The 17970-nt window shown below is 55.4% G+C and carries 16 protein-coding genes and 1 pseudogene; 14 read left to right on the forward strand and 3 right to left on the reverse strand.

The genetic code is table 11. From position 1 onward, the window contains the following. Positions 1-9 precede the first annotated feature (9 nt). From KGP17_RS01290 to hemB, 7 genes and pseudogenes are all read left to right on the forward strand, one after another. Positions 10-618, forward strand: coding sequence for an SCP2 domain-containing protein (locus KGP17_RS01290; protein WP_094983281.1), 609 nt, complete (start codon positions 10-12; stop codon positions 616-618). After that, the gene (gene ubiB / locus KGP17_RS01295) at positions 615-2246 is read left to right on the forward strand and encodes a ubiquinone biosynthesis regulatory protein kinase UbiB (RefSeq protein ID WP_021181468.1); all 1632 of its coding nucleotides are present in this window, start codon (positions 615-617) and stop codon (positions 2244-2246) included. The genes KGP17_RS01290 and ubiB overlap by 4 nt, the downstream gene beginning before the upstream one ends. Positions 2247-2386: 140 nt before the next feature. Continuing rightward, on the forward strand, positions 2387-2653 hold the full coding sequence (tatA, locus tag KGP17_RS01300; RefSeq protein ID WP_021181467.1) for a Sec-independent protein translocase subunit TatA: 267 nt from the start codon (positions 2387-2389) through the stop codon (positions 2651-2653). A gap of 3 nt (positions 2654-2656) precedes the next feature. After that, positions 2657-3056, forward strand: a pseudogene (tatB, locus tag KGP17_RS01305) (Sec-independent protein translocase protein TatB); the annotation flags it as partial. 176 nt (positions 3057-3232) lie between these two features. Beyond that, a complete protein-coding gene (gene tatC, locus KGP17_RS01310; protein ID WP_021181465.1) occupies positions 3233-4003 on the forward strand; it encodes a Sec-independent protein translocase subunit TatC in 771 nt (256 codons plus the stop codon). A gap of 52 nt (positions 4004-4055) precedes the next feature. After that, positions 4056-4838: a 3'-5' ssDNA/RNA exonuclease TatD gene (gene tatD, locus KGP17_RS01315; protein ID WP_059201910.1), complete on the forward strand. Its 783-nt coding sequence runs from the start codon at positions 4056-4058 to the stop codon at positions 4836-4838. Positions 4839-4852: 14 nt separating this feature from the next. After that, the gene (hemB, locus tag KGP17_RS01320; RefSeq protein ID WP_021181463.1) at positions 4853-5875 is read left to right on the forward strand and encodes a porphobilinogen synthase; all 1023 of its coding nucleotides are present in this window, start codon (positions 4853-4855) and stop codon (positions 5873-5875) included. 42 nt (positions 5876-5917) lie between these two features. On the opposite strand, the gene rfaH is transcribed toward hemB, so the two are convergent. Beyond that, positions 5918-6406 carry a transcription/translation regulatory transformer protein RfaH gene (rfaH, locus tag KGP17_RS01325; RefSeq protein ID WP_021181462.1) on the reverse strand — a complete coding sequence of 163 codons (489 nt, stop codon included), beginning with the start codon at positions 6404-6406 and terminating at the stop codon, positions 5918-5920. Between the two features lie 242 nt (positions 6407-6648). Here rfaH and pepE point away from each other — a divergent pair, with 242 nt between their 5' ends. The 3 genes from pepE (at position 6649) to fre (ending at position 9836) form a co-directional block, all read left to right on the forward strand. Next, a complete protein-coding gene (gene pepE, locus KGP17_RS01330; RefSeq protein WP_021807957.1) occupies positions 6649-7374 on the forward strand; it encodes a dipeptidase PepE in 726 nt (241 codons plus the stop codon). 212 nt (positions 7375-7586) lie between these two features. Continuing rightward, positions 7587-9083 carry a 4-hydroxy-3-polyprenylbenzoate decarboxylase gene (gene ubiD / locus KGP17_RS01335; protein ID WP_059199063.1) on the forward strand — a complete coding sequence of 499 codons (1497 nt, stop codon included), beginning with the start codon at positions 7587-7589 and terminating at the stop codon, positions 9081-9083. 51 nt (positions 9084-9134) lie between these two features. Then, positions 9135-9836: an NAD(P)H-flavin reductase gene (fre, locus tag KGP17_RS01340; RefSeq protein WP_021807955.1), complete on the forward strand. Its 702-nt coding sequence runs from the start codon at positions 9135-9137 to the stop codon at positions 9834-9836. Positions 9837-9988: 152 nt separating this feature from the next. Here fre and fadA read toward each other — a convergent pair whose 3' ends face one another. Together fadA and fadB are read right to left on the reverse strand one after the other, a co-directional pair. Then, positions 9989-11152 carry an acetyl-CoA C-acyltransferase FadA gene (gene fadA, locus KGP17_RS01345; RefSeq protein WP_021807954.1) on the reverse strand — a complete coding sequence of 388 codons (1164 nt, stop codon included), beginning with the start codon at positions 11150-11152 and terminating at the stop codon, positions 9989-9991. Positions 11153-11162: 10 nt separating this feature from the next. After that, positions 11163-13355 (reverse strand): fatty acid oxidation complex subunit alpha FadB, encoded by a 2193-nt coding sequence (gene fadB, locus KGP17_RS01350; protein WP_059199062.1) that lies wholly within the window; start codon positions 13353-13355, stop codon positions 11163-11165. Positions 13356-13675: 320 nt separating this feature from the next. Between fadB and pepQ the strand changes: the two genes are divergently transcribed. Genes pepQ through hemG form a run of 4 tightly spaced genes read left to right on the forward strand, consistent with a single transcriptional unit; the run spans position 13676 to position 17665 of the window. After that, entirely contained in the window at positions 13676-15007 is a 1332-nt protein-coding gene (pepQ, locus tag KGP17_RS01355; RefSeq protein ID WP_094983278.1) for a Xaa-Pro dipeptidase, read from the forward strand. Continuing rightward, complete coding sequence (locus tag KGP17_RS01360; RefSeq protein WP_021807951.1) at positions 15007-15621, forward strand: IMPACT family protein; 615 nt, start codon at positions 15007-15009, stop codon at positions 15619-15621. The genes pepQ and KGP17_RS01360 overlap by 1 nt, the downstream gene beginning before the upstream one ends. Positions 15622-15656: 35 nt before the next feature. After that, complete coding sequence (trkH, locus tag KGP17_RS01365; RefSeq protein ID WP_021181454.1) at positions 15657-17108, forward strand: Trk system potassium transporter TrkH; 1452 nt, start codon at positions 15657-15659, stop codon at positions 17106-17108. A 23-nt stretch (positions 17109-17131) separates the two neighbouring features. After that, positions 17132-17665 carry a menaquinone-dependent protoporphyrinogen IX dehydrogenase gene (gene hemG / locus KGP17_RS01370; protein ID WP_021181453.1) on the forward strand — a complete coding sequence of 178 codons (534 nt, stop codon included), beginning with the start codon at positions 17132-17134 and terminating at the stop codon, positions 17663-17665. Positions 17666-17970: the final 305 nt, after the last annotated feature.

The raw sequence follows: 17970 nt of genomic DNA on the forward strand, positions 1-17970 counted from the left end.
GAAATGCCGATGCTGCTAACCCCGTTACTGACCGGCGTGCTGGAAACCTCGCTCAATAGCCTGCTGTTTCGCGATCGCAGCATGAAAGCTGCCCGCCAACGGCTGGCGGGTAAAGTGTTACGTATCGAGCTACAGGAACTCTCTTCGCCGTTGGTTCTGCTGTTCAGCGAACAGCGCGTGGATGTGCTTGGCCAATCAGAAGATAGAGCCGACTGTACGGTGCAAACCCGCGTACCGGTGCTGCTGAAATTGCGCGATCGTCAGCAACTTTCCCCGCTGATGCGCAGCGGCGAGCTGATTGTCGAAGGCGATATTCAGGTGGTGCAACAGCTGGTCGGCTTGCTCGATCTGGCAGAGTGGGATCCGGCGGAATGGCTGGCGCCTTATGTAGGCGACATCGCCGCGCAAGGGGTTAGCCAGATCGTTGGCAAAGGTTTGGGCCTGCTGAAATCCGGTTTGCAGAGCCAGCAACGCTACGTCGCCGAAACGCTGACCGAAGAGTGGCGTATGGCTCCCGGCCCGCTTGAAGTGGTGTGGTTTAACGAAGAGGTTGATGCCACCGTTCGCAGTGTGGACGCACTGATTGCCCGTCTGGACAAGTTGGAGGGTAACCGATGACCCCTGGCGAAATTTGCCGCCTGTATTTGATCGTGCGCGTTTTCCTGAGCTATGGACTGGATGAACTGATCCCCAAGATGCGCTTGACGCTGCCGCTGCGCATTGGCCGTCGCCTGCTGTTCTGGATGCCTAACCGCCATAAAGACCAGCCGTTGGGTGAACGCCTGCGCCTGGCGCTGCAAGAGCTGGGCCCGGTGTGGATCAAGTTCGGCCAGATGATGTCGACCCGCCGCGATCTGTTCCCACCCCATATTGCCGACCAACTGACGCTGTTGCAGGACCGAGTAGCACCGTTCGATGGCGCGCTCGCGCGTAAGCATATCGAGTTGGCAATGGGCGGCCCGCTGGAAACCTGGTTCGATGACTTTGACCAGCAGGCGCTGGCATCGGCTTCGATTGCCCAGGTGCATACCGCCCGGCTGAAAACGACCGGCCAAGAGGTGGTGCTGAAGGTGATCCGCCCGGATATTGGGCCGATTATCAAAGCCGATGTGCGCCTGATGTATCGCCTGGCAGGTTGGGTACCTAAGCTGATGCCGGACGGTCGCCGTCTGCGCCCGCGCGAAGTGGTGCGTGAATATGAGAAAACCCTGCTCGATGAGCTGAACCTGCTGCGTGAAGCGGCCAACGCCATCCAGCTGCGCCGTAATTTTGACGGTAGCCCGATGCTCTACGTGCCAGAGGTTTACTCCGATTACTGCCGTGAAAGCGTGTTGGTGATGGAGCGGATTTACGGTATCCCGGTGTCGGATATTGCGGCTCTGGAACAGCAGAACACCAATATGAAACTGCTGGCCGAGCGTGGCGTCCAGGTGTTCTTTACCCAGGTATTCCGTGACAGCTTCTTCCATGCCGACATGCACCCAGGCAATATTTTCGTCAGCTATGAACACCCGGAAGATCCGTGTTATATCGGCATCGACTGCGGTATCGTGGGTTCCCTGAACAAAGACGACAAGCGCTATCTGGCGGAAAACTTTATCGCCTTCTTCAACCGCGACTACCGTAAGGTGGCGGAACTGCACGTTGATTCTGGTTGGGTACCGCGTGATACCAACGTGGAAGATTTTGAGTTTGCCATCCGTACCGTCTGCGAGCCGATCTTTGAAAAACCGCTGGCGGAAATTTCGTTCGGTAACGTGCTGTTGAACCTGTTCAATACCGCACGCCGTTTCAATATGGAAGTGCAACCGCAACTGGTATTACTGCAAAAGACGCTGCTGTACGTTGAGGGCCTTGGCCGCCAGCTCTATCCGCAACTGGATCTGTGGACCACGGCGAAGCCGTTCCTGGAAAGCTGGCTGCGGGATCAGGTGGGCATTCCGGCGGTGATCCGCGCGCTGAAAGAAAAAGCGCCGTTCTGGGCCGAGAAATTGCCGGAGTTACCAGAGCTATTTTATGACAGCCTGCAACAGCATAAACTGTTGCAACAAAGCGTCGATAAATTGACCGGTCAGATGCAGGCGCAACGCGTTCGGCAAGGTCAATCACGGTATTTGTTCGGGGTTGGCGCTACACTGTTAGTCAGTGGTACGATTTTACTGCTGGGAGGCGTAGAGGTGTTCCCTGCCTGGATGATGGCCGCAGGCGTAGTAGCCTGGGTCGTTGGTTGGAAACGCACCGTCTGAATAAATTAACCATCAGGTTAAGCGTTGTCGCTGTAGCCCTGCAAAAACGGGGCATATCCAACACAAAGATGAAGGGTATATAATGCGGCAACTTGAAAGACAACGGGTATAGACCCTTTTTTAAACCAGAGGTAAGTACAATGGGCGGTATTAGTATTTGGCAATTGTTGATCATCGCGGTGATCGTGGTACTGCTGTTTGGCACCAACAAACTGCGTACCCTAGGTTCCGATCTCGGTGCATCAATCAAGGGCTTCAAAAAAGCGATTGGCGACGACAACAGCACCGCGCCAACCAACACGACTGAAAAAACCAACCACGATGCAGACTTTGCTGCCAAGCCTATCACCGATAAGCAGCCGGAAGTGAAAGCAGCGGAAGAGTCGAAGAACAAAGAGCAGGTATAAACCGTGTTTGACATTGGGTTTGGTGAACTGCTGCTGGTACTGGTGATTGGCCTGGTGGTACTCGGGCCAGAACGGTTACCGGTGGCGGTCAGAACCGTTGCGGGCTGGATCCGAGCGCTGCGCTCTCTGGCAGCTTCGGTGCAGAATGAGCTGACGCAGGAATTGAAGCTGCAAGAACTGCAGGAAAGCCTTAAGAAGGCGGAGAAAGCGGGTTTGCAGAATTTAACGCCGGAACTCAAAGCTTCAATGGATGAGCTGAAAGAGGCGGCTGAGTCGCTGAAACGCTCTTATCACGTCGATAAGGACGAACCGCCGCATACCATCCACAATCCAGTGGTCACCGATCCTGAAGCCATTCACGATGGCGTGACGCCGGCGGAAGCGGCGACTACCGCTTCGGCACCTGTTGCCACACCGCAGCCGACTGAACCTGCGCCAGTCGAGCATAGTGAGCTGGTGGTGCCAACCGTGGCTCAGGCAACGGTCGTGGATCAGCAAATCCCTGCAAAGCAGGCCATCCCAGAGCCTGTGGCGGATAAATCCCCTGCGTCTCAACAACCTAGTGGCGAACGTTAAAACATGGCCGTTGAAGATACCCAACCGCTTATCAGTCATCTGATTGAACTGCGTAAGCGGCTGTTAAATTCGATCATCAGCGTGCTGGCGATCTTTATCGTGTTGGTGTTTTTCGCTAACGATATTTATCAGATCGTGTCTGCACCGCTGATCGATCAGTTGCCTGCCGGGGCGAGCATGATCGCCACCGATGTGGCTTCACCGTTCTTTGCTCCGATCAAGTTGACGATGATGGTTTCGGTGATCGTTGCCGCGCCTTTCATTCTCTATCAGGTCTGGGCCTTTATCGCTCCTGCGTTGTACCAGCATGAACGCCGCCTGATGATGCCGTTGCTGGTCTCCAGCAGCCTGTTGTTCTATTTGGGGATGGCGTTTGCCTACTTTGTCGTGTTCCCTCTGGCCTTTGGCTTTTTTGCCAAAACTGCACCCATCGGCGTCACGATTGCGACCGATATCAGCAACTACCTGAGTTTCGTCATGGCGCTGTTTATGGCGTTCGGCGTGGCTTTTGAAGTGCCGGTTGCCATTATTCTGCTGTGCTGGAGCGGTGTTACTACGCCAGAAGACCTGCGTAAGAAACGCCCGTATGTGCTGGTTGGTGCTTTCGTGGTCGGCATGCTGTTGACGCCACCGGACGTGTTCTCGCAAACCCTATTGGCGATCCCGATGTACCTGTTGTTTGAGGTCGGGGTATTCTTCGCCCGCTTCTATGTCGGGAAGCGGCGCAAGCCGGTAGAGGAAGAAGAGGAAGGCGAAGAGCCACCAGCCTCCTGATACTCGTCTGTCTCTAAGCCGCCCATCGGGCGGCTTTTGCTTTGGAAAAACCATGTTTGATATTGGCGTCAACCTTACCAGCTCCCAATTTGCCAAAGATGCCACACAGGTGGTTGAGCGAGCCAAAACCGCAGGCGTGACGGGGATGCTGATCACCGGCACCAACGCGCAGCAAAGCGAGGCGGCCAGTCACCTGGCCCGTGCGCATAGTGGCTATTGCTGGTCTACGGCTGGCGTGCATCCGCATGATGCCAGCAGTTGGAACGATGAGGTTGCGCAGCACATTCACCGGTTGGCATCGCAGCCCTTCGTTGCAGCCATTGGTGAATGTGGGCTGGACTTTAACCGCAACTTTTCTACCCCGGAACAGCAGGAAGTGGCTTTCAACGCCCAGTTGGCATTGGCCGCCGAGCTCAATATGCCGGTCTTCCTGCATTGTCGCGACGCACACGCACGTTTTGTTGCACTGCTGACCCCTTGGTTGGATAAACTGCCCGCCGCAGTCGTGCATTGCTTCACCGGCAGCGCCGAAGAGTTACAGGACTGTCTGGCGCTGGGGCTGTCGATCGGTATCACCGGTTGGGTTTGTGATGAGCGCAGGGGTCTGGAACTGCGTGCCTTGTTACCCCAAATCCCGGCCGATCGTCTGCTGCTGGAAACCGATGCCCCCTATTTGTTGCCCCGGGATTTACACCCGAAACCTGCATCTCGCCGCAACGAACCCTGTTTTCTGCCCCATATCATCCGGCAGGTTGCGACCTGGCGCGAAGAAGATCCCGCGTGGCTGGGCCAGAAAACTGATGAGAACGCCCGCCGGTTATTCCGGCTGGTCTGAGTTAGGAGAAAATTATGAGCTATGCATTTCCGGGCACCTTCCCTGGTCGCCGTATGCGCCGTGTGCGCCGCCATGACTTCAGCCGCCGTTTGGTCGCCGAGAATCAGGTGACGGTCAATGACCTGATCTACCCGGTGTTTGTCATGGAAGGCAGCAACCGTCAGGAAGCCGTTTCCTCGATGCCTGGCGTATCGCGCATGAGCATCGATCTGCTGATCAAAGAGGCAGAAGCCATTGCCAAGCTCGGCGTGCCGGTGATCTCCCTGTTCCCGGTGATTGAGCCTGGCCTGAAGTCGCTGCATGCCGAGGAAGCCTACAACCCGGATGGTTTGGTGCAGCGCACCGTGCGTGCGTTGAAAGATGCCGTGCCGGAGCTGGGGATCCTGACCGATGTGGCGCTCGACCCGTATACGACCCATGGGCAGGACGGGGTGATCGACGAACATGGCTACGTGATCAACGACATCAGCAAAGAGATTCTGGTTCGCCAGGCGCTATCTCACGCTGAAGCCGGTGCCGAAATCGTGGCTCCCAGCGATATGATGGATGGCCGCATCGGCGCGATCCGCGATCAACTCGAGCTGCAAGGCCTGGTGAATACCCAGATCATGGCGTATTCCGCCAAATATGCCTCATGCTATTACGGCCCGTTCCGTGATGCGCTCGGCTCCACCGGTAACCTGAAAGGCGGCAACAAGAAAACCTATCAGATGGATCCGGCCAACGGCGACGAAGCCCTGCAAGAGATTGCTCAGGATCTGCAGGAAGGCGCGGATATGGTGATGGTGAAGCCGGGGATGCCGTATCTGGACGTGGTGCGGCGTGTCAAAGATACCTTCGGGGTGCCGACCTTCGCCTATCAGGTGTCGGGCGAATATGCGATGCATATGGCGGCGATCCAGAACGGCTGGCTGCAGGAGCAACCGGCGGTGATGGAATCCTTGCTGTGCTTTAAGCGTGCCGGGGCTGATGGTGTGCTGACCTACTTCGCCAAGCGTGTCGCCCAGTGGCTGCATGATGATGCGATGCGCCGTTAATCGGTAGCGGACAAAACAGGCACCCTTGGGTGCCTGTTTGCATTACAGCTTCTGGAACTGCCGGTTATCGATGCTCTGATTAATCTGCTTGTTGATCAAATTCAGCAGCAGCATCGAGCGGGCTTCACCGTCGGGTTCGGTGTAGATCGCATGTAGGCCCTCGAACACGCCATCGGTGATCAACACCGTATCGCCCGGCTGTGGGGTCTCTGGGTCCACATAGTATTCTTCGCTATGTGTCTGGAGCTCTTCGATAACCTGTAACGGTATCTGGGTCGGTAAGGCTCCAAATCGTACAAAGTGGCTGACACCACGGGTAGCGCTGATCGTGGTGGTGTGAATACGTTCCGGATCGAATTCAACAAACAGGTAGTTGGGAAACAGCGGTTCGCTAACGGCGGTACGCTTGCCACGCACGATTTTCTCCAACGTAATCATTGGGCTCAGGCAGTTGACGGCTTGCCTTACCAGGTGTTCCTGGGCCCGCAACAGCTGGCCGCGCTTACAATAAAGTAAATACCAAGATTCCATAGTTTCACATGCCTTTCTGTCAGCCGTTAAGCATACCAAAAGCCACTACGGATACCTAGTGACGCAAGCGTCCATCTTGTTGCCATGAGTTGCGGCAATCCACGGTAGCCAGCATAAAGTCACATATTTGTTTACCTGATTCAGGTATAACAATAGGCCTCAAATTTACGACTGTCACAGTATGGTGGGCAAGCCTGATGCTCAATGTGACGCCTTTATCATTCTTGCACTGAGGGAGAGACATGGAGCTATTTTTACTGAGTAACGGCAAGCTTTCCGGCGAGGCCGAACTGCTCGGTTATGCCAAGAGTCAGCTGTTGGCCATGATTGAACGCCGTAACATCACGTCGGCCGTATTTATTCCTTATGCCATGATCCGCGGTGATTACGACCAGCGTGCGGGGGAACTGTCGCAGACGTTGGGGATCAAGGTTACCAGCATCCACCACGCCGAGTCCCCGGCAGAGGCGATCGCACAGGCCGAGTGTATTTTGGTCAGCGGCGGCAATACCTGGATGCTGAACCAGATGCTGCATGAAAATGGCCTGATTGTGCCAATCCAGCGTGCGGTGCGTGAGCGCGAAGTGCCTTATGTAGGTTGGAGCGCTGGCTGTAACGTGGCGACGCCGAGCATCCGTACCACCAACGATATGCCGGTACGCAGCAGCGTCGTGTTGCCTGCGCTGGGGTTGTTCCCGGTCCAGATCAACCCACATTACATCGATGCCCACATCAGCGGCCACATGGGTGAAACCCGTGATGAGCGCCTGGCAGAGTTCTGTGCGGTAAACCCAAGCGAGTCGGTTGTTGCACTGCGTGAAGGCAGCCTGCTGCACGTCTGCGGCAACGATCTGCGCTACTTCAGCGCCAGGGAGCAGGGCTTTAAAGTGTTCCGCCACGGGGTAGAGATACAGGAATATCATGATACTTTGGCGCTGCGCTCGTTGGTGCCGTTCATCTGCCATTGATAAACCGAAGGGGGCGCAGCATGCGGCGCCCCTACAGATTCAGCATTGTGATGACAACCCAAACTAGTAGCGCTAATGTGGGCAGATTGGCTAGAATTTGTTAATCTATCCGTTGCTGTGAAACGCCTTAAAATCAGCCAGTTAATTAAACGTCGAACCCCCTTGAGATTTTCAGGGATCGTCGTTTAAATCTTCTATAAATCAATGGTGTAATGGCTTGCATGAAATACCGTGACCTACGCGATTTCCTCTCGTTGCTGGAAAAGAGAGGGGAACTAAAACGCATCAGCCAGCCGATTGATCCCTATCTGGAAATGACAGAAATTGCCGATCGTACGCTGCGAGCAGGCGGCCCGGCGTTGCTGTTCGAAAACCCGAAAGGCTACGATATGCCGGTGCTCTGTAACCTGTTCGGCACGCCCAAGCGGGTGGCGATGGGGATGGGGCAGGAAGACGTCAGTGCGCTGCGCGAAGTGGGCAAGCTGTTGGCGTTCCTCAAAGAGCCGGAGCCACCGAAGGGCTTTCGCGATCTGTTCGACAAGGTCCCCAAATTCAAGCAAGTGCTGAATATGCCGACTAAGGTGCTGGGCTCTGCCCCGTGCCAGGAACAGGTGTGGCAAGGGGAAGATGTCGATCTTGGCCGTATTCCGGTGATGCACTGCTGGCCGGAAGATGCCGCCCCGCTGGTCACCTGGGGGCTGACGGTTACCCGTGGCCCGCATAAAGAGCGCCAGAATCTGGGGATCTATCGCCAGCAGGTATTGGGCAAGAACAAGCTGATTATGCGCTGGCTCTCGCACCGTGGCGGCGCGCTGGATTATCAGGAGTGGTGTCAGGAACATCCTGGTGAACGTTTCCCGGTTGCCGTTGCGCTGGGTGCCGATCCTGCCACCATTTTGGGCGCAGTGACGCCGGTGCCGGATAACCTGTCCGAATATGCCTTTGCCGGGTTGTTGCGCGGCAACAAGACCGAAGTGGTCAAATGTTTGTCCTGCGATCTCGAAGTTCCCGCCAGCGCGGAAATTGTGTTGGAAGGTTATATCGAGCAAGGGGAGCTGGCGCCGGAAGGCCCGTATGGCGATCACACCGGTTACTATAACGAGATCGACCACTTCCCCGTCTTTACCGTGACCCATATTACCCAACGGCGCAACGCGATTTATCACTCGACCTATACCGGTCGCCCGCCGGATGAACCAGCGGTGATGGGAGTGGCGCTGAACGAAGTGTTCGTGCCGATCCTGCAAAAACAGTTCCCGGAAATCGTCGATTTCTACCTGCCGCCGGAAGGGTGTTCCTATCGCCTGGCGGTGGTGACCATCAAAAAACAGTACGCAGGGCACGCCAAACGCGTAATGATGGGGGTCTGGTCTTTCCTACGCCAATTTATGTATACCAAGTTTGTCATCGTCTGCGATGACGATGTGAATGCGCGTGACTGGAATGACGTAATTTGGGCGATCACCACCAGAATGGATCCGGCAAGGGATACCGTTTTAGTGGAGAATACGCCGATTGATTATCTGGACTTCGCCTCACCGGTTTCCGGGCTGGGATCGAAGATGGGCCTGGATGCCACCAATAAATGGCCGGGAGAAACCCAGAGAGAGTGGGGCCGTCCGATTCAAATGGATGAGAAGGTGCGTGCGCGTATCGATGACATCTGGGATGAGCTCGCCATATTCAGTGACAGAGAACCGACGCTTTAAGCGCCAGTCTTTGTTCTCGGTCTTGCATTGATGACCCGACAGAGGGAACGCATGACAATCTTGAGCTGTAAAGTGACCTCCGTAGAGGCCATTACCGATACCGTTTATCGGGTACGTTTGGTGCCAGAGGCACCGTTTTCGTTCAAAGCAGGGCAATACCTGATGGTAGTGATGGATGAACGTGATAAACGCCCGTTCTCTGTGGCTTCGACGCCAGCACAGCAAGATTATATCGAGCTGCATATTGGTGCTTCTGAACTGAACCTGTATGCGATGGCGGTGATGGATCGTGTGCTGAAAGAGCAGGCCATCACCGTGGATATTCCGCATGGTGAAGCCTGGCTGCGTGAAGAGGGCGAGCGCCCGCTGGTGTTGATTGCCGGTGGTACCGGGTTCTCTTACGCGCGCTCGATTTTGCTGACGGCGCTGGAGCGCCAGCCAGACCGTGATATCTCTATCTACTGGGGTGGGCGTGAGCTGAAGCATCTTTATGATCTCAGCGAACTGGAAGCGATTTCACTGCAATACCCAAATCTGAAGGTTATCCCGGTAGTTGAACAGCCGGAAGAGGACTGGCGTGGCCGCAGTGGCACGGTGCTGAGCGCCGTGTTACAGGATTTTGGCTCGCTGGCGGAGCATGATATCTATATTGCAGGTCGTTTCGAGATGGCGAAAATTGCCCGTGAGCGTTTCTGTGCCGAGCGTGGTGCACTGGAAGCGCACATGTTTGGCGATGCTTTCGCGTTTATCTGATTGTATGCGCGGTAGTAAAGACGGGGTGGCCAGATGCTGCCCCGTTTTTTTTGACATCGAATTTCAGGCATAAAAAAACCCGCCCCTGACAGGCGGGAAGTACGGCAACAAAACCTTTGGGATGCCCTTTTGGAGCATCCAATCAGACACAGCTAAACGCGTTCAAATACCGTGGCGATCCCCTGACCCAGGCCGATACACATGGTGGCCAGACCAAACTGCACGTCACGGCGTTCCATATTGTTCAGCAAGGTGGTGGAGATACGGGAGCCGGAGCAGCCTAATGGGTGGCCCAGGGCAATCGCACCGCCGTTAAGGTTGATCTTATCGTCCATGCTTTCCAGCAGCCCCAGATCTTTAATACAGGGCAGCGACTGGGCGGCAAAAGCCTCATTCAATTCAAACAGGTCTATATCCTGCACGCTCAGGCCGGCGCGTTTAAGCGCGAGTTTGCTGGCAGGCACCGGACCATAGCCCATGATCGAAGGATCGCATCCCACGACCGCCATTGAGCGGATGCGGGCACGAGCCTTCAGTCCGAGTGACTTGGCACGGGATTCGCTCATGATAAGCATGGCGGAAGCGCCGTCAGACAGTGCGGAAGAGGTGCCTGCGGTGACGGTGCCGTTGACCGGGTCAAACGCCGGGCGCAATGCCGCCAGGCTGGCAACGGTGGTTTCCGGGCGGATCACTTCGTCATAATCGTAACGAGTCAGTACGCCGTCGGCGTCATGGCCGGTGGTGGGGATAATTTCGTTTTTGAAATAGCCGGCCAACGTAGCGGCATGGGCACGTTGGTGGGAGCGGGCTGCAAATTCATCCTGCATTTCGCGGCTGATATTATGCATTTTGGCCAGCATTTCTGCGGTCAGGCCCATCATCCCTGCCGCTTTTGCCACGGTGCGGCTCAGGCCTGGATGGAAGTCTACACCGTGGTTCATTGGGACGTGGCCCATATGTTCCACTCCGCCAATCAGGCTGACCTGCGCGTCACCAACCATGATTGCGCGGGCTGCGTCGTGCAAGGCCTGCATCGAAGAACCACACAGGCGGTTCACCGTTACCGCTGGCACGCTATGTGGGATCTCGGCCAGCAGCGCGGCGTTACGGGCGATATTGAAGCCTTGTTCCAGCGTCTGCTGCACGCAGCCCCAATAAATATCATCAATTTCAGCGGCATTCAGCGCCGGGTTACGGCTCAGCACGGCACGCATCAGATGAGCGGAAAGATCTTCCGCGCGTACCTGGCGGAAAGCGCCGCCTTTTGAGCGGCCCATTGGCGTACGTACGGCATCAACAATAACTACGTTTTCCATCTTTATAACCTCATGCCGGTTGGCCAGTGGAGATATCAGACAGCGCCGCTGTCACCACCGGGTAGTAGCTTTCATTACGTTCCGCCTTGGCACGCAGGCCAGCTGGCACTTGATACAGCGCCCCCAGGTTAGCGTAACGCTGGGCCATTTCGACGTAATTGGCGGTGCCGAGCGTATCCAGATAGCGGAATGCGCCACCGTGGAACGGCGGGAAGCCGATGCCGTAAACCAATGCCATATCCGCTTCTGCCGGGCTGGCCACAATGCCTTCTTCCAGACAGCGTACCACTTCGTTGATCATCGGGATCATCATGCGGGCAATGATCTCTTCACTGCTGAAGGTCTGTGCCGATGCGCTCACGGTTGCCAGCAGAGTGTCGGTTTGCTCGTCGTTATCTTTACGCGGCTTGCCTTTGCTATCCTGGCTGTAGCGGTAGAAGCCCAGCTGGTTTTTCTGGCCGAAGCGTTGGTTATCGAACATCACGTCGATCGCATCGCGGTAATTTTTACTCATGCGCTCAGGGAAACCGTTGGCCATCACCGCCTGGGCATGGTGCGCGGTATCAATACCGACCACATCCAACAGATACGCCGGGCCCATCGGCCAGCCGAACTGTTTTTCCATCACTTTGTCGATCTGACGGAAGTCGGCGCCGTCGCGCAGCAGCTGACTGAACCCGGCAAAATACGGGAACAGCACGCGGTTAACGAAGAACCCAGGGCAATCATTGACCACGATCGGCGTTTTGCCCATGCGGGTGGCGTAGGCCACCACGGCGGCGATAGTGCTGTCGCTGGTGTGTTCACCGCGGATTATCTCAACCAACGGCATGCGGTGCACCGGGTTGAAGAAATGCATACCGCAGAAGTTTTGTGGGCGCTTCAACGATTTTGCCAGGTGATTGATCGGGATGGTTGAGGTATTGGAGGCCAGTACGGTATCTTCGCCGATCAGGGCTTCCACTTCAGACAACACCGCCGCTTTTACCTTAGGATTTTCAACTACGGCCTCAACAATCAGTTGGGCGCGTTCGATTCCGGCATAGTCCAGCGTGGGCTGGATGGTTGACAGCACCTGTGCCATCTTCAGGCCATCCAGTTTGCCGCGCTCCAGCTGTTTATTCAGCAGTTTGGCCGCTTCATTCATGCCGAGAGTCAGGGATTTGTCGCTGATGTCCTTCATGATCACCGGCACGCCTTTCAGCGCGGATTGGTAGGCGATACCGCCACCCATAATTCCGGCACCCAGCACGGCAGCCTGTTTCGGTGCTTCAACGTTCTTGGCCAATTTTTTCGCCTGGCCTTTCACGAACTGATCGTTGAGGAAAATGCCCACCAGGGCGCGCGCTTCGTTAGAGCGGGCCAAAGGCACAAAGCTGGCGGTTTCCAGTTTCAACGCTTCTTCACGGCCAAACTTGGCGGCGGCTTCGATAGTTTTTACCGCGGTCATTGGCGCAGGATAATGTTTCCCGGCAGTTTGCATCACCATGCCTTTGGCAGTGGTGAAACTCATGGCCGCTTCGATTGGGCTCAGTTTCAGCGGCTCCAGCTTCGGCTGACGGTAGGCGCGCCAGTCGAGTTGGCCGTCGATCGCCTGTTGCAGTACTTTCAGCGCGGCTTCCACCAGTTTCTCCGGTGCGACCACGGCATCGACCAGGCCGACTTTCAGCGCGTCTTTCGCGCCGATATCTTTCCCGGCGGCAATGATTTCCAGCGCGCTGTCGTTACCCAGCAGGCGTGGCAGACGTACGGAACCCCCGAATCCTGGCATGATGCCCAGTTTGGTTTCCGGCAGACCGATGCGTGCGTCCGGAGAGGCGATACGGAAATCGGTCGCCAGGATGCATTCGCAGCCACCGCCTAACGCGTAACCGTTAATGGCGGAAATGGTTGGCACCGGCAAATCTTCCAGCCGGTTAAAGATGGTATTGGCAAACACCAGCCATTCATGCAACTTTTCAGCCGGTGCGGCAAACAGCGAGAGGAACTCGGTGATGTCGGCACCCACGATGAATGCGGATTTGGCAGAGCGCAGCAGCAGCCCTTTCAACTCGGTTTGCTGTTCCAGCACCTCGAGTGCGGCACCCAGGCTGGCAACGGTGCTGGTATCCAGCTTGTTGATCGGGCCTGGTGCGTTGAACACCAACTCGGCGATGCCGTTGTCGAGCCAGTGTACTTGTAATGTTTCGCCTTGGTAGAGCATGTCGATCTCCTGAATCAGCGCAGATGATCTGGTATGACCAGATGATGACGAGTGTGGTTTTTATGTTAATAAATTGCAAATAATAGATTGCATATTTGCAAACCTGATCACAGGGGGAATGGCTAATTGCTTGATACCCAATCAAGTTATTTTTTACCCCTGAGCGAGAAACTTTGGTGCGTAGCGGCCATATCACCTGGGGATGCAATCTGTTTGCAGAGGTTTGCGAAGCACACCTCATGCAGGAGGTGATGGGGTTGGAGCGTGGGATCTGTGTGTTAAGATGGCTCATTCCGTTCTGAGGGCATAAGGGTACTGTGATGGAAACGCTGGCTTCTTTGTATAACGACCACTTGGCAACACTGCAACAACGAGCTCGTGAAGTATTAGAGCGCAACAATCTGGATGCATTGCTGATCCATTCAGGCGAGCTGCAACGGGTCTTTCTGGACGACCACAGCTACCCGTTTAAAGTGAACGCCAACTTCAAGGCGTGGGTGCCGGTAACGTCGGTGCCGAACTGCTGGTTGTGGGTGGACGGCGTTAACAAACCCAAGCTGTGGTTCTATTCCCCGGTGGATTACTGGCATAGCGTTGAACCGCTACCCAACAGCTTCTGGACCAAATCCATTGAACTGTTGCCGCTGACCAATGCAGATGATATCGCCAGCCAACTGCCGCAGCAGCGCGAGCGTGTAGGCTATATCGGCTATGCACAACAGCGGGCCCTCTCTCTTGGCATTGCGGCCGAGCACATCAATCCGCAAGCGGTGCTGAATTTCCTCGATTTCCGTCGCTCGATCAAAACCGGTTATGAACTGGCCTGCATGCGCGAAGCGCAGAAAACGGCCGTGATGGGGCACCGTGCCGCTCATGAAGCCTTCCAGTCCGGTATGAGCGAGTTCGATATCAACCTGGCCTATCTGACCGCCACTGGCCATCGTGATACGGACGTGCCTTACGATAATATCGTGGCCCTGAATGAGCATGCGGCGGTGCTGCATTACACCAAGCTGGATCATCAACCTCCTGCCGAATCCCGTAGCTTCCTGATCGATGCAGGGGCGGAATACAACGGCTACGCTGCCGACCTGACTCGCACCTATGCGGCTCAGAGCGACAATGCATTCGCCCATCTGGTGAAAGATCTCAACGGTGAACAGCTTGCGCTGATAGATACCATCAAAGCCGGGGTGCGCTACACGGATTACCATGTACAGATGCATCAACGTATCGCCAAACTGTTGAAAAATCATAAGCTGGTAACGGGCATCAGCGAAGAAGCGATGGTCGAACAAGGCATCACCTGTCCGTTCCTGCCGCACGGCTTAGGCCACCCGCTTGGTTTGCAGGTGCATGATGCCGCCGGGTTTATGCAGGATGAAAATGGTACTCATCTGGCAGCACCCGCAAAATATCCTTTCCTGCGCTGCACTCGTGTCATGCAACCAGGCATGGTGCTGACCATTGAGCCGGGCCTGTATTTCATTGAGTCCCTGTTGGCACCTTGGCGTAGTGGCGAGTTCAGTAAACACTTTGCCTGGGATCGTATCGACGCGTTGAAACCTTACGGCGGTATCCGCATTGAGGACAATATTGTGGTCCACGAAAAGCGTATTGAGAATATGACGCGCGATCTGAACCTGGCCTGATGCAGCCTTACCCCATTCCTGGCGCTGTCATCAGCGTCAGTGAAGAGATAAAGAAAAGCCGTTTCATCACCCTGCTGGCCCCCACCTGCGGGGTCGAGGCGGCCAAAGCCTTTATCCAGCAGGTGCGTGACGAGCATCCAACGGCCCGGCACCATTGCTGGGCTTTTGTTGCCGGGGCACCGAATGATTCGCAGCAGTTGGGGTTCTCCGATGACGGTGAACCCTCCGGCACGGCGGGCAAGCCCATCCTGAGCCAGCTCATGGGCAGTGGGATCGGTGAAATAACCGCGGTGGTAGTTCGCTACTATGGTGGGATCAAGCTGGGTACCGGTGGCCTGGTGCGGGCATACGGCAGCGGCGTACAACAGGCGCTTAAGCAGTTGGTTGTCAGCTATAAAGTGCCGCAGCTCGAATATACTTTGCAGTGCGACTATGCTCAGCTGGCAATGGTAGAGAATTTGCTACAGCTTAGTGAAGGGCGGATTGTGCATGGGGATTACGGTGCTGCCGTGGTGTTACATTTGGCGCTACCGGCCACCGGTACCGAGGCATTCGGGAATAAATTACGCGATCTCAGCCGCGGAAGTTTGCAATTAGTCCCTATATCGCAATAATTCCCACCAACTGAATTGTTAAGGATCGTGCTGAAATGCATTTTCGCGCCATAACCCGTATTGTGGGCCTGCTGGTTATCCTGTTTTCCGGGACAATGTTTATTCCTGGCCTGGTGGCATTGATATACCGCGACGGAGCGGGGCGGGCATTCAGCCAGACCTTCTTTGTAGCCGTGACCATTGGCTTGATGCTGTGGTGGCCAAACCGCAAGCAGAAGCATGAATTAAAGCCACGCGAAGGCTTCCTGATTGTGGTGTTGTTCTGGACCGTGCTGGGCAGCGTGGGGGCATTACCTTTCCTGTTTTCCGAACGGCCCAATCTCTCCCTGACAGACGCCTTTTTCGAATCCTTCTCGGGTTTAACCACTACCGGAGCTACCACCCTGGTCGGGCTAGACTCCTTGCCTAAAGCCATCTTATTCTACCGCCAGATGCTGCAATGGATGGGGGGGATGGGGATCATCGTGCTGGCCGTCGCCATACTGCCTATCCTCGGCGTCGGGGGCATGCAGCTATACCGTGCGGAAATGCCCGGCCCATTGAAAGACAATAAAATGCGCCCGCGTATTGCCGAAACGGCCAAGACCTTGTGGCTGATTTACGTACTGCTGACCATTGCCTGCGCGCTGGCGTTATGGGGCGCCGGAATGTCGGTATTCGATGCTATCGGCCATAGCTTTGCAACTATCGCCATCGGGGGCTTTTCCACGCATGATGCCAGCGTGGGTTACTTTGCCAGCCCGGCCATCAACACCATCATCGCTGTATTCCTATTGATCTCCGGTTGTAACTATGGCTTGCACTTTGCCTTGCTCAGCGGGCGCAGCTTGAAAGTGTACTGGCGCGATCCGGAATTTCGCATGTTTATCGCCGTGCAGTTCACGCTGGTGGCGGTGTGTACCGTGGTGCTGTGGTGGCACGGTATATATAGAAGCGGCATGGAAACGCTTAATCAGGCTTTCTTCCAGGTGGTGTCGATGGCAACCACTGCAGGGTTTACCACCGACAGCATCGCCAAATGGCCACTGTTCTTGCCAATGCTCCTGCTCTGTTCAGCGTTTATCGGTGGCTGCGCGGGTTCAACCGGCGGTGGCTTGAAAGTGATCCGCATCCTGCTGCTGTACCTCCAAGGGTCGCGTGAGTTGAAGCGGTTGGTGCATCCAAATGCGGTTTACACCATCAAATTAGGCAACCGCGCGTTGCCAGAGCGTATTCTTGAAGCGGTGTGGGGCTTCTTCTCCGCCTATGCATTGGTATTTATCGTCAGCATGCTGGCCATTATCGCCACAGGTGTGGACGAGTTCTCGGCCTTTGCCGCGGTAACGGCTACGCTTAACAATCTGGGGCCTGGCCTCGGCGTTGTCGCCGATAACTTTACCACCATGCCGCCACCGGCAAAGTGGGTACTGGTTTTGACCATGCTGTTTGGCCGTTTGGAAGTGTTTACGCTGTTGGTTCTCTTCACACCGACTTTCTGGCGTGAGTAAATGTATCTACGAGGAGTAACGCCATGAAGGCACTGATTCTTTATTCGAGCCGTGACGGACAAACGCACTCTATTGCTGCTTATATAGCTAACCAGTTGCAGGATACCCTGAACTGCGACGTTATCGATCTGCAGCAGGCAGAGCATATCGAGCTTGGGCAGTACCAACAGGTACTTATAGGGGCTTCGATACGCTACGGGCATTTCAATACGGCATTACACCGATTTGTGAAGCGTCACGCTGATCAGTTGAATCAGATGCCTAGCGCGTTCTTCGCGGTTAACCTGACGGCACGCAAACCGGAAAAGCGTTCGCCCCAAACCAACGCCTACACCCGCAAGTTCTTATTGTCATCACCTTGGCAGCCGAAGCAGTGCGCCGTGTTTGCCGGTGCGCTGCGTTATCCGCGTTATCGCTGGTTCGATCGCGTCATGATCCGCTTTATTATGAAAATGACCGGGGGAGAGACGGATACCAGTAAAGAAGTGGAATATACAGATTGGCAGCAGGTGGACCGTTTTTCCCAGGAATTTAGCCGCATCCAGTACGAAAAGTGATAGAAATGCTGCCTTGTGCAGCGTTTTGCCGAAAAAAGCCGCGCTTGAAAAGTTTTTTGAATTTAGGGGTTGCGCCCTTCTGAGAACTCCCTATAATGCGCCTCCACTGACCGGGAACAACGACGAGCAAGTCGCCCAGCCAGGAAGAAGCAACCCGGTGAAAACACCGCGTCTCGTAAGAGAAAAAGGTTGACTCTTCAGCGGGAAAGCGTAATATGCACCTCCCGCGTTACCGAGAAACTTCACGGTAACGAACGCTCTTTAACAATTTATCAGACAATCTGTGTGGGCACTCACAAGACGAT

This window comes from Serratia sp. JSRIV001, from assembly GCF_019968745.1.
Taxonomy (GTDB): domain Bacteria; phylum Pseudomonadota; class Gammaproteobacteria; order Enterobacterales; family Enterobacteriaceae; genus Chania; species Chania fonticola_B.